The 12,889-nt window shown below is 33.9% G+C and carries 12 protein-coding genes and 1 pseudogene; 7 read left to right on the forward strand and 6 right to left on the reverse strand.

Features of this window, described 5'->3' with window-relative positions; all coding sequences use genetic code 11:
• Positions 1 to 33 precede the first annotated feature (33 nt).
• On the forward strand, positions 34 to 531 hold the full coding sequence (locus tag ACQ9BO_RS22105) for a hypothetical protein (protein ID WP_431242493.1): 498 nt from the start codon (positions 34 to 36) through the stop codon (positions 529 to 531).
• Between the two features lie 58 nt (positions 532 to 589).
• A complete protein-coding gene (locus tag ACQ9BO_RS22110) occupies positions 590 to 1,144 on the forward strand; it encodes a hypothetical protein (RefSeq protein ID WP_431242494.1) in 555 nt (184 codons plus the stop codon).
• Between the two features lies 1 nt (position 1,145).
• Here the strand turns inward: ACQ9BO_RS22110 and ACQ9BO_RS22115 are convergent, their stop codons facing one another.
• Positions 1,146 to 1,721, reverse strand: coding sequence for a Crp/Fnr family transcriptional regulator (locus ACQ9BO_RS22115; RefSeq protein WP_431242495.1), 576 nt, complete (start codon positions 1,719 to 1,721; stop codon positions 1,146 to 1,148).
• 215 nt (positions 1,722 to 1,936) lie between these two features.
• Between ACQ9BO_RS22115 and ACQ9BO_RS22120 the strand changes: the two genes are divergently transcribed.
• From ACQ9BO_RS22120 to ACQ9BO_RS22130, 3 genes are read left to right on the forward strand one after another with little or no spacing between them, the layout of a single operon-like run.
• On the forward strand, positions 1,937 to 2,182 hold the full coding sequence (locus ACQ9BO_RS22120) for a 2TM domain-containing protein (protein ID WP_431242496.1): 246 nt from the start codon (positions 1,937 to 1,939) through the stop codon (positions 2,180 to 2,182).
• The gene (locus tag ACQ9BO_RS22125; RefSeq protein WP_431242497.1) at positions 2,169 to 2,726 is read left to right on the forward strand and encodes a cupin domain-containing protein; all 558 of its coding nucleotides are present in this window, start codon (positions 2,169 to 2,171) and stop codon (positions 2,724 to 2,726) included. Before ACQ9BO_RS22120 ends, ACQ9BO_RS22125 begins: the two co-directional genes overlap by 14 nt.
• Positions 2,727 to 2,743: 17 nt before the next feature.
• Positions 2,744 to 3,301, forward strand: coding sequence for a carboxymuconolactone decarboxylase family protein (locus tag ACQ9BO_RS22130; protein ID WP_431242498.1), 558 nt, complete (start codon positions 2,744 to 2,746; stop codon positions 3,299 to 3,301).
• An 82-nt stretch (positions 3,302 to 3,383) separates the two neighbouring features.
• Here the strand turns inward: ACQ9BO_RS22130 and ACQ9BO_RS22135 are convergent, their stop codons facing one another.
• Positions 3,384 to 4,025: an NAD(P)H-binding protein gene (locus ACQ9BO_RS22135; protein WP_431242499.1), complete on the reverse strand. Its 642-nt coding sequence runs from the start codon at positions 4,023 to 4,025 to the stop codon at positions 3,384 to 3,386.
• A gap of 185 nt (positions 4,026 to 4,210) precedes the next feature.
• Positions 4,211 to 4,771, reverse strand: a complete 561-nt coding sequence (locus ACQ9BO_RS22140) for an NAD(P)-binding domain-containing protein (protein WP_431242500.1) — start codon at positions 4,769 to 4,771, stop codon at positions 4,211 to 4,213.
• A gap of 180 nt (positions 4,772 to 4,951) precedes the next feature.
• Here ACQ9BO_RS22140 and ACQ9BO_RS22145 point away from each other — a divergent pair, with 180 nt between their 5' ends.
• A complete protein-coding gene (locus ACQ9BO_RS22145) occupies positions 4,952 to 5,305 on the forward strand; it encodes a hypothetical protein (RefSeq protein WP_431242501.1) in 354 nt (117 codons plus the stop codon).
• 202 nt (positions 5,306 to 5,507) lie between these two features.
• A complete protein-coding gene (locus ACQ9BO_RS22150; RefSeq protein WP_431242502.1) occupies positions 5,508 to 7,997 on the forward strand; it encodes an ATP-binding protein in 2,490 nt (829 codons plus the stop codon).
• On the opposite strand, the gene ACQ9BO_RS22155 is transcribed toward ACQ9BO_RS22150, so the two are convergent.
• The 3 genes and pseudogenes from ACQ9BO_RS22155 to ACQ9BO_RS22165 all read right to left on the reverse strand — a co-directional run bounded on the left by ACQ9BO_RS22155 (position 7,994) and on the right by ACQ9BO_RS22165 (position 12,803).
• Entirely contained in the window at positions 7,994 to 8,620 is a 627-nt protein-coding gene (locus ACQ9BO_RS22155) for a response regulator (protein WP_431242503.1), read from the reverse strand. The genes ACQ9BO_RS22150 and ACQ9BO_RS22155 overlap by 4 nt on opposite strands.
• A 142-nt stretch (positions 8,621 to 8,762) precedes the next feature.
• Positions 8,763 to 10,625, reverse strand: a complete 1,863-nt coding sequence (locus ACQ9BO_RS22160; RefSeq protein WP_431242504.1) for a TonB-dependent receptor plug domain-containing protein — start codon at positions 10,623 to 10,625, stop codon at positions 8,763 to 8,765.
• A 133-nt stretch (positions 10,626 to 10,758) separates the two neighbouring features.
• Positions 10,759 to 12,803: pseudogene (locus ACQ9BO_RS22165) on the reverse strand (cytochrome c biogenesis protein CcdA).
• Positions 12,804 to 12,889 lie beyond the last annotated feature (86 nt).

Genomic DNA, 12,889 nt, shown 5'->3' on the forward strand with positions numbered 1-12,889 from the left:
CATCTTCCGTTATTCTCCAAAAAATATAAAACAATGAAAACAAATATTTTTGAACCCGCTAAAATTGGTTCATTACAATTAAAAAACCGCATTTCAATGGCTCCAATGACAAGAGCAAGAAATGCAAACGGAATTCCGAATGACGATAATGCCTTATATTATGCACAACGTGCCGGAGCAGGATTAATCATTACCGAAGGAACCGCGATTTCTGACACTGCAAAAGGAGTTCTTTATATTCCAGGATTATATACAAAAGAACAGGTCGAAGGCTGGAAAAAAGTAACAAAAGCAGTTCACCAAAAAGGAAGTACTATTTTTACTCAACTATGGCATGTTGGACGTGTTTCTCATACTTCAAATCAGCCCAACGGAATTGCGCCTGTTGGTCCATCAGATATTCAGGCTACAACTTCTTTTGCATGGGGTTATGACGAAAATGGAAAAGAAGGTCCTGTAATTTCTTCAAAACCAAGAGCGCTTTCAAATGCTGAAGTAAAACAAATTACTAAAGACTTCGCAACCGCATGACAAAAACGCAATTGATGCAGGTTTTGATGGCGTTGAACTTCACGGAGCCAACGGTTACTTGATCGAACAATTTTTAAATCCGTTTGTGAATAATCGTAAAGATGAATATGGCGGTTCTATTGAAAATAGATCTCGATTTTTATTAGAAACTATTGATGCTCTTATTGAAGCAGTTGGCCACGAAAAAACAGCTATCAGATTGACGCCTTATGGAGGTTTGGGAGATTTGCCTCATTATGATGAAATTGAAGCTACTTACCAATATTTGGCAAAAGAACTAAATAAAAGAAATCTGGCTTATCTGCATTTGATGGATCAGCAATCTAAAGGAAGCCATGCATTGCCTGATGGATTTTTGGAACGTTTTAGAACTTGGTATGATGGCGTTATCATTTTGGCCGGAAGCATGAACAGAGAAAAATCGGAACAACTGATTCAGGCAGGAACAATTGATATTGCCGGTTTTGGTGAACCTTTTATTTCAAATCCTGATTTAGTAGAACGTTTAGAAAACAATTGGGAATTGACTCCGCCAGACAGAAATCTTCATTATGGTTTAGGAAACCACGGTTATACCGATTGGAAAACGTATAAAGAACTTGAAATCGCTTAATTTATTTGCCAATCATTCGTTTACGAAGCCTGCTTAAAGATTCTGGCTTAATGCCAATGTAAGACGACAGCTGATTCTGTGATACCATTTGAAAAAGATAAGGTTCTTTTTTTAAGATTGTTTTATACCGCTCTTCGGGCGTTTGAAAATGAAGCATTTCTTGCCTTTCGATAATAATAAGATACGCAGATTCAGCAATAAGTCTTCCAAATTTTGACCAATTCGGGCAACTGTTATATAACTTTTCGACTTTTTCATATTCTAAAGCAATTACAGTCGAATCTTCCATCGCTCTGCAACTATAATGAGCCGTTCCTTGGGTAATAAAACTAGCAAAATCAACCAGAAAATCATTTGATTTTACAAATCTGCTATTGATTTCGTTTCCTCTGTAATCCACATAAAACATTCTGAAAAAACCACTTTCTATAAAATAGATGTGACGGCAAATTTCTCCTTGCCGCAAAAGATCAGTGTCTTTCTTTACTTCTAATCTGCTAATAATTGGCAACATAAAATTATACTCTTCATCAGACATCGGGACAACTGATGTAATAACGTTCTTAAGGGCATCCATACTATTGATTTTAAGAGAAATAAGTCCCTTAAAATTAGATTTAATTCTCCTAAAAACAAAATTACGTTCATTAAATAGTAAAGAAACGTTCTTAACCAAAGTCAATGGCATGAACAAAATTACCGCTCTATCTTTGTCATGCAAATAAGTTGAAAATCAAATATTTACAAACCATAAATTAAAATTCTATTACTAATAATTAAAAAACCTTAATCATGAAAACTAAATTCAACATCGAAACAAAAACAAACAAAAATTCAAAACTAGGATTCAGAATCCATCTTCTTGTATTTTTATTGGTTACTCCAATTGTGTTTATTATCTGGTATCTAACTGATACAACTTATCCTTGGCCACTTTGGTCTACAGCTTCATGGGCTATCGGAATTGTTTTCCACTATTTAGGTGTATTCGTATTTAAAAACAACAACCTTAAATACTATCGTCATGGAAACATTTAAACGCATTGTAACCGGTCATGACAGCGAAGGAAAAGCTATCATTTTATCTAGTGAAATCCCTTCACGAACTTATATGGTCGGCGGGCCAAATGGAGCTAAATTCCATGAAATTTGGAATACCAAACAAACTCCGGCATTGATCGATAAAGTATCAGGAGATCCTGAAGAAACTGCACTTATTCTCGGACCTCCAAAACAAGGAACAAGAATTCGAGTTATCGATTTTCCACCAGAAAGCGATGAAATCCGAAATCTTACTGCGGCTCAAGGCGCCGAACATTTCAAAACCATGAAAGGTGAACACGCTTCAAAAGCTGATGAAAATGCGCCTCATCCGTTAATGCACAAAACCGAAACCATTGATTACGGAATTGTATTGGAAGGCGAATTAACTCTAATTGTAGATCGTGGTGAAACCATCGCAAAAGCAGGCGATATTATTATACAACGAGGCACAAATCATGCGTGGAGCAATAAATCTGGAAAAATGTGTCGAGTAGTATTTATCTTGATTGATGGACAATTTGAAGAAAACCTTCGCTAAATCTTAAAACAACTGTTATGCGAGTACATCCTATAAAACCAGAAACCATGAACGATGAAGTTCGTTATGTGCACGATGAAGTTTTTAAACTCATTACACATAGTCAAGGTCCTGTTGTAATGACAAATAATGATGGCGCTTTAACCGGACCATTTCCTCCCATGCTTGCTTTCCCGCAATTTGGCATTCCGGCTTTAAGTTTTGTACGTTCTCTAGATAATCATGCAACACTTCCTAAAAAAGTGAGAGAAGTAGCCATTTTAACTGTCGGTGCGGCGTTTGGAGCACGTTTTGAGCTTTATGCGCATGAAATTATGGCCAAGCATTTTGGATTTTCTGCGGAAGCAGTTGCATCATTAGCATCCGGAATTTCTCCTTCTGAATTAAATCAGGAAGAAAAAATCGCTTATGAAATTGCATCAGTTTTAGTAAAAGGAAAAATCGTTCCCGATTCATTGTACCATTTTGCAACAGAAATAATAGGAAAAAATGGTGTTGCAGAACTTATATTTCTAATAGGAGCCTACACCCTACTTGCAACAATCTTAAATGGTTTTGATGTTCCTGCACCTTAAATCAATTATACAAAATCATATTTTCTCCAAAATTTAAAAGCCTTAAAGAAAGTTCTTCAAGGCTTTTTAATTTATTTACTATCTAATATAAATTCAAAATGGCATCGAGCTCGAGAATAGTATTTCCTGCAGGAAGTTTTTTTGGCGCAATTGCTAGTTTTTCAGCCAAAAATGCTGTAGAAATTGGTTTTAAATTTTTAAAAAGTCCTATTCCATTGAAGAATGAAATCAATGCAACTGAAATTTTTTCGCCCAAACGATCCGTATTTTCTCTAATTAACGGCCCGGGCCTAAAAACTAAATATTGGTCAAAATGAAGATCGGCTATGAAGTCTTCTAATTTTCCTTTCATTTTAGAATAAAACACACTGCTTTTTGCGGAAGCACCATATGAAGAAACCAAAACAAAAGACTTGATATTATTTTCTTTACCAATAGTCGCAAATGCGGCAGGAATATCAAAATCTATTTTCCATTGATTTTCTTTTGAACCCGCAACTTTCAGAGTCGTTCCGAGGCAAGAAAAAAGAACATCTCCTGTAATTAAATCCTTAAATTGATCTATTTTGGAAAAATCGACAATATTTTCTGTCAGCTTTTGATGTGTTTTGCCGATTGAACGCCTCACAAAAATTGAAACCGAACTGTAATCATTATTCTTCAAAAGCTCTTCAACCAATTCTTTGCCTGTTGAACCCGTAGCTCCAATTATTATTGCTTTCATAATACAGTTTTAGGAATTACATTTCTCTCTGCTAAAACTCTTTTATGCTGGAGAAATTCCTCATAAAAATAAATAAAAAAAACTGCTTAAAAAGCAGTTTCAAAAACTTTAGATTTTAAAGTGAACTAATATAACCTTCAACGTAGCATAATAAAAAAAATTCCCCCTTTTTTTATTTATTACTTTTAGTTTGGCGAATACGCGAACTTTGTCTCAAGATACATTTCTTCGAAATCAATTCCTGAAAAATTTAAAGTTTTTAAAAAGTGTTTAACTTTATTTTTCGCTAATTTGTTTGATCCTGTATAAAACAATTCGTTGTTTTCTTGCTTTTTATGCGTTGGAACAGGAATATCAGAATCAACAATATTGTGAATTTTAACTACATGGGCTTCAGGCAATAAAGAAGCTATTATTTCGCCAGATGATTTCATATTCAAACTTGGCTCTAAACATTCTAAACTGTAAATTGGATTGTTGGCATGTACCAATATTTTCTCCGTCATATCTGGCAAATCAGATAAAAAAAGCTGAATATCTTCCCGCGGTATAAACAATACGAGCATTTTGGCTTTTGCGGCCTCGCGTCGGCTGACTAATTTTACCTTTCCGTCCATCATTTGAACAAGATCCCGCATGTGGCTGTTGTTGCGTGTATGACTGATTAACACTTGGTGTCCTGATTTAGCGGCACGTGAGGCTAAATCCATTGTTGTTCTGCAAACTCCTATAAATCCAATTTTCATATCTTTTTATTTTTTAATCTACTTCGATTCCATAAAAAAATTCTTAAATCATAAAAGTAAAATGTTAACACCACAAATATAAATCTATATTGTAATCGATTGATTTGTAATAGCGTACCAATAAACCTACATTTTTGTAGATTTAAAACTACAAGTCGCAGATTCTAAATTTTGTTTGCTATGTTTGTGTCTCCAAATCTGATTGCACAAATGACGTTATCGACCACTTTTCGTTATTGCTGTTTATTTCTCTTGCTCACTGTGGCCAAAGGTTTCTGCCAAGATAACTATGCTTTCAGATGGTATACTGCTGATAATAATGAATTACCACAAAGCAGTATAAAAGCCATAGTTGCAGATAAATACAATTTTATTTGGATGACAACTGAAAACGGACTAGTTCGATACGATGGCAATACTTTTATCGCATTCAATGCATCTAATACTAATTTACAAGGAAGCCGATTTACAGATATTTTTGGGAGTGTCGAAAAAGACAGCTTGGTTTGCTATAATGAAGGAAAAAAGAGCTAGCAATCATTACTGGCCGAAAAATTAAAGTCATACAAAAAAACCTCCAATTTCTAATTACATTAGAAAAGGTGGATATTCTTTTTCTCATGATGGACTGCCTTCTTATCTTACCATCAATCCTGCCCACCAATTTTACATTAAAACATCAAATGGAAATATCTTTTTTATTGACAATGATGAGGTAGAATTATGCGATTCTAAAATGAAACGCCTTTATAAAATGGCGTATAAAAACAATAATGTTTTTAACTTTTTTGCATTTGGCAACACTCTTTTTTATCTCAATGATAATGGAAATTATGATAGCTTTTCAATAAACGGAAAAAATTCGGGACAGCTCGATCCTAATATTTTTAAAACAAAACCCAAAATTTTCTGGAACATTACCACCGGACAAATCTTCCTTTCCTTTAAAAACAAAATCTATCTTGTACAATTTAAAGATGGCAAACTTTCTTCCAAATATATTGTCGAATTCGATGAATTTGTCAACAGCAATATCGTTTCTATTTATTATGATGAATCTAGTCAAAAACTGTATTTAGGAAGCAACACAAATGGTTTGTGCATCATAACTTTCCCTGCTTTTAAATCGGTAAAAAAGGCGCCTGCAAAATCTGAAGCTTATTATGCCGCTCAAGCTTTTACTGACAGTACCATAATAACGCCACAAGGACTGATTTTCAACAATAAAAAACTAATTGATAGTTTGCCATTTGAAAAAATTGTCGACTTAAATGAAAAAATAACAATTACTCACGATAATGCTAAAAATATATGGCTTTCCAGACGCACCAATGTTTTATGCTATTTAAGAAGTTCTGGTTATAAAAAATACATTACTTATAAATTCGATCAAAATCCGAAAACAATATTCATTGACAATGAAAACAATATCTGGGTCAGTCTGGCTTATAATGAATTTCAAAAACCAAAATTATATCGTATAAAAAACGGAAAAACAACGTTGATTGCACTATTTAAAAACAATATCAATTTTATTGCTCAACGTGACGCGCAGACACTTTATTTAGGTACTGAAAAAGGTCTTTTTAGATATGAGAAAAAATCTCATAAGCTATTTTATATAAAAAATACGAATCAAATAAATATCAGAAGCATTTTCATCGACCATGAGAAAAAAATATGGCTGACCACTTATGAAAAAGGCTTTTTCCTTTATTCTCCAAATCGCAAGCATCTTCATTCTTTTCCAAAAGATGAAGACAATTACCTGAATTCTTCACATTCTATCACCGAAGATAAAAATGGATTTTTTTGGATTCCAACAAACAAAGGTCTTTTTCAAACATCAAGAAAAGCTTTGCTGACATACCTCAAAGATAAATCAAAGGACATTTACTATCATCAATATAACAAGGCTGATGGCTTTTTAACTAATGAATTCAATGGTGGATGCCAGCCTAACAGCAATTTTCTTAAAAACGGAAATATTGTTTTGCCTTCTATTAATGGCTTTGTATTTTTTAATCCTTATAAAGTAAAACCGCTCCTCCCAGGTAAAGAACTATTTATAGACAACGTAATTGTAGATCAAAAAGCAATTCAGCCAAATGATACTATTGTCTTGCCAAATAATTTTCAAAGGGTCAGCATTTTGATAGCGTATCCTTATTATGGCAATCCAGAAAATTTACATATTGAAGCAAAACTAGAAAAAACAGCAAACAGTCGTTGGGAACGAATAAAAAACGAAAGGTCGATTTCATTTACTACTTTGCCACCGGGTGAATATAAACTCAACATAAGAAGCTTAGCTAATTTTGAATCTGAATATGTATATAAAAGAATTTTGCTAAAAGTTCCGGCAAAATTTTATCAAACCATATGGTTTACCATCTTGACATACCTTTTGTTTATCGGATTTATAATTTCACTTTGGTATATCCGATTGTATTACATCAAAAGAAAAAATATAAAGCTGAAAGAGGTTATTGATATCAAAACAAAAAAATTGGCTACAACAGTCAAAAAACTGCAAAAGACGAAAAACACGCTAAAGCAAGAAATCAAACAGCAGGAAACATTAGTAAAAAGCATCAGTCATGACATCAAAAGCCCTTTAAAATTCTTGACAAATTCAATCACGCATTTATTTGAAAATGAAATCATTCAAGACGATGTCCAACTAAAAAAACACGTCGGAACAATCAAAATGTCAACTACGCAATTGTATGAATATGTTGAAAATCTTATTAAATACTCTTCTATTTTTATTGAAGGAAAAAAACTCGAAGACGACTGCTATTCCTTATACAATTTGATTGAAGAAAAAATTGACATTTTTGAAAAAATCGCTGAGGCCGAAAATATAGAAGTCATTAACAGCGTTGACCCAAAACTTCGCATCAGAACAAATAAAAAAGCATTGTCCATCATTATTCATAATTTGGTTGATAATGCCATAAAAAATGCTCCAAACGGTCATGTTGAATTATTTTCTGGAACCAAAGATAATATGTTGTTGCTTACTATTATTGACAACGGAAAAGGAATGAGCAAAGAGCTTATAGATTATTACCTTGATTTTTACAAAAATCCAATCGTAAAAAACTACCATTTGGGACTGCATATGATTATTGAGCTTCTTTTGATTATTGAAGGAAATATCAATATTACTAGCACAGAAGGAAAAGGAACTGCTATTGAAATAATGGTTGAATACGATTAATAATCGTAGGTTTTGAAAAGATTGATCAATTCAACCAAATTTGTGATTCTTAATTTTTCAAAAAGTCTTGCCTTGTAAGTACTCACTGTTGACATGTGAATATTGAGCATGTTTGAAATTTCAAGATTTCCGTTGCCATTTATCAGCATTTCGGCAATTTGAAGTTCTCTTTTAGAAAGACTTTCTAATGGGTTTTTCGATTTTTTGCTTATTCTAGTTTCCAACAATTTACTTACGAGCTCAGGAGAAACATAAGTCGAGGTCTCAAAAACAGAATTGATTGCAAATATCATTTTTTCTTCACTACAAAGCTTATTCAAATAGCCATTTGCTCCGGCAGAAATATATTGCAAAGCATATTGATCTTCTTCATGAGCAGAAAAAACCAAAATTTTTACGGCAGGCTGAATTGCTTTAATATCAGCAATCATCCCAGTATTTTTTCCTCCAGGAATATTGATATCTAAAAGCACTAAACAGATTGGTTTTTCCCTTAAAACCGCAAGAGCTTCGAAGAAATTTTCAGCATGAGAAATTTCTACATTTTCGATTTGTTTTTCTAAAACCATCGCAACGCCATTTCGTACCACCAAATGATCGTCAACTATTAAAATTTGCTTCATAGAGAAAAGAATTCGTATCAAATTAACACACTATTTTTTAAACAATTAAATTTTTAACGAAAAACTTTTTAGCCGAATCAAAAGCACAAAAAAAGGAACAGCAAATTCGCTATTCCTTCTTTATATTTTTTTAGACCAAAACTTAAAAAGTCACAAGCTTCACGCCCAATGTAAACCATCTTGAAGGTAATGGTACTGCTCCTACTTCGTAATATGTGGCATTAAATATATTTTGAGCGTCTAAAAATATGGTGAATTTATGAATCGACTGACTTACTCTAAAATCGTTAATCCAATACGACGGGCCAGTAATTCTTTCGTTAAAACGTGTTGCAAACAAAACAGAGAAATCTTTAAACTGATAATCTATGGTATTCGTAATTTGATGTTTTAGCGACGAAATCAAGTATTTTGAATAAATTTCTGTTCGTGAGCTTTTAAATTCTGAATCCAAATAAGTGTATGCTAAAAGAATGTTCAATCTAGAATCTTTAGAAAAATCGAATCTGTAAGTTCCACGCAAATTAATTCCGTTTGTATTTAAATCTCCCGTGTTTTGGCTCTGCCAAGGAACTGTCGTTGCGTTGCGCATCCAATCGATATAATTATCAATTTTTCTATAGAAATAATTCGCATTCAAACTCAAAGTTTTTTTATTGTATTTGAAGCCAATTTCACTTTGAAAAGCATTTTCTGAATCTAAATCTGGATTTCCGATATTTCCCGTTTGCTTCAAATACAAATCTGTAAAGGATGGAATTCTTTGGCTTGTTCCAACATTTCCAATAATTTTAAATGTCTCTGAAATTGCATAACTGGCATCAATTCCAGGATAAATCTGCCATTTATAATCGGAATTGTAATTAAAGTATGTTCCGATATTTACATCTAATTTTTCAGAAAAACTTGTTCTATATTCGGCGTAAAGCCCAACATTTTCACGATCGTGATCTCCGATATTTGAAGAATGAATGTCTTCGTTTCTGAATTCAGCTCCAAAACCAATTTCTCCTTTTGCTAATTTAACAGTCGAATTCAATTCTCCTGCTATAGAATTGGTATAATGCTGACTTCTTCCAACAGCCAAATTAGAGTTTCCTAAATAACGATAATCATCGTAATTGTATCTATAAGTAACTCTAGGCATAATTTTCCAGCTATCTGTAATAGAATGTGTGGACTGAATATTGGCAAATGTAGTCTGAACAATTTCTGTTGAATTTTTATCGCCTGGAGCTGCGTAAAATCCGTTAGCGCCAAATCCGTTATTGATATAGCCGGCCGAACCTAAAATTTCATTCTTATCATTGATCTGAACATTTCCTTGATAGAAAATTTTATTGTTCTCGAATGCCGTATTGTATCTATAACCATTGCTTTTGTCGTGAGAAGCAAAAATTAAATGCTGTTGCTTATCTTTTCCTAAAACAGCACCAGCCTGAATTCCAGTTCCGTAAAAAGTGTCTCCCGTATCTTCGGAATCTTTCTCGAAATTTGAGCCTGCATAAGTGCTCACTAAAAATCCAGAATCCGTTGGCTTTTTTGTAATAATATTGATCGCTCCAGTCAAACTATTGATTCCGTAAATTCTTGTCGCTGGCCCACGAACCACTTCAATTCTTTCGATAACTTCTACTGGAAGAGGCAAATTAAGCATATTGTGAGCCGTTTGCGAATCAATAACTTTTGCTCCATTTAAAAGAACGACAGTTTGCTCAAAACTTCCGCCGTCAACACTAATATCGGCTTGTGTTCCAAATGGCCCCCTTTGTCGAATATCAACGCCATTGGCGTATTGCAAGACTTCCTGAAGTGTTCTTCCCGGCAGTTTTTTAATAGTTTCGCTAGAAATAATATAAACATTTCTATTCTGCTTTGAAATTGGAGTACTAAAGCGATTTTCGTTAATTATAACTTCATCCATTTGATTAATGGAATCTTTCTTTGTCTGTGCGTAAAAATTGGTACAAATTACTGTCAAAACAGCAATATAGATTTTCTTCATTTTTGGTTTACTGATTTTTTTGCAAAAGTAACACCTTATTCTGCCCTGCACAAGCACTAAAATTTGCAAAAAAAGGAATAGCTGTTTGCTATTCCCTTTTTCCAATTTAACCTTGGGTAACAATAAATAAAAATTAATTAAAACTATTTTTAAAATTCGAAACTCCACTTTGCAACCAACTTAAATAATCCTCAATATCAGGATTATATGCCGAAGTTTCATTCAAAGTTTCGCCTTCATTATTTACCAATACATAAAAAGGCTGTGCATTGGTTTTGTATGTAACGGTTTGGAATTCACTCCATTTCTGTCCGATGTATTTTATTTTTTTCCTGTCAATTCAGAAACCACTTGTTCGTTTTGAGGCAATTCTCTTTTATCATCGACATAAAGCGAAATCAGAACAACATCTTCTTTCAAGACTTTAAGCACCTTTTGGTCAGACCAAACATTATCTTCCATTTTTCTGCAATTTACGCAAGCATGTCCTGTAAAATCAATCATTACGGGCTTGCGCATTTTTTTGGCGTAGGCCATTCCTAAATCATAATCGGTAAAAGCGATAATGTTATGCGGACCAAATTCAGCTCCTTCCGGCAATTTTGCAGTCAATTCATCTGAGTTTGTTCCTAAGCCACTCGGAATTTCACTATAATTCAACGGTGGCGGAAAACCACTGATTAATTTTAATGGAGCGCCCCAAATACCCGGAATTAAATAAATGGTGAATGACAGAACAACAATTCCGAGACTTAATCTTCCGACGCTGATATGCGGTAACGGACTGTCGTGCGGCAATTGGATTTTTCCAAACAAATACAAACTCAGCACTGCAAAAATCGCAATCCAGATGGCTAAGAATGTTTCTCTTTCCAGCCAATGCAATTGCAAAACCAAATCGGCATTAGATAAAAATTTAAAGGCTAAAGCCAATTCTAAAAAGCCTAAAAACACTTTTACTGAATTCAACCATCCACCCGATTTTGGCAATGAATTCAACCAACCCGGAAAAGCCGCAAACAAAGTAAAAGGCAAGGCTAAAGCCAACGAAAATCCAAACATTCCCACAAAAGGTGCAACACCACCTCTTGAAGCCGCTTCGACCAATAAAGTTCCTACGATTGGGCCTGTACATGAAAATGAAACAATTGCCAAAGCCAAAGCCATAAACAAAATCCCGATAATTCCTCCTCGATCTGCCTGACTGTCCACTTTATTGGCTAATGAATTTGGTAGCATGATTTCAAACGCTCCTAAAAATGACATGGCGAAAACCAATAAAAGCACGAAAAAAATCAAATTAAACCAAACATTTGTCGAAAGCGCATTCAGCGAATCGGCACCAAAAGCCCAGGTCACGACTGCACCAAGAAAAATATAAATCGTGATAATAAAGATTCCGTAAAAAACAGCTTTTCTGATTCCTTGTGATTTGGTTTTGCTTTGTTTCGTAAAAAAACTAACCGTCATTGGAATCATCGGAAAAACGCACGGCGTAAGCAAAGCGGCAAAACCAGAGAAAAATGACAATATAAAAATCGTCCATAAACTATCTAATTCGGCTTTGCTTTTCTTTTTTGTAATGACTGGTTTTACGGTTGTAATTGATTCTTTTGCAACAATTGTTTCCGGTTGAACTTCATCGACTGTAGCTGAATCAGACACTATCTTTTCTGGCTTTGCCTCAGAAATAATTTCTTTAGCAGAGGCAACTGTTGTTATGGACGGGCTTACAGAAAATTCAAGTTCATCATAACTCGGCGGAAGACAATTTTCATCGTTGCAAACCATATATTCAACCTCAGCTTTGATTTTAAAAGGTTTGTTTCCGATGTTTTTTATTCGTTGCCTAAAGGTCGTTTCTTTTTCAAAAAACTTAATCGACATTTTGAAAACAGGATCATTTATGGTTTTTCCTTTTTCTTCTTTTACACTTCCAATCAATTGAAAATCTGGAGTTTTAGCAAAAGTAAAATGAGTCGGAATTGGGCCTCCGTCAGAAACTTCCTGGCTGTATAAATGCCAACCTGTGTCTAAAGTTGCTTTTGCCTGCAATTCGTATTCAGTATCCGAAATCTTTTCGACACTGGTTTTCCACTTAATGGGAGTATAAATCTGAGCCTTTACCATTATTGTAAACAACAACAGCAGACTCACTAAAAATATGTTCTTGTTCATGGGTAAAATTTTAGAAAAGAGGGCTGAATAGCAAAAAACAACCCTCTCGTAAATTCCGATATTACAACTAATAATGCTTACTAATT

Origin of the sequence: Flavobacterium sp. P21 (assembly GCF_050632225.1) — a bacterium.
Taxonomy (GTDB): Bacteria; Bacteroidota; Bacteroidia; order Flavobacteriales; family Flavobacteriaceae; genus Flavobacterium.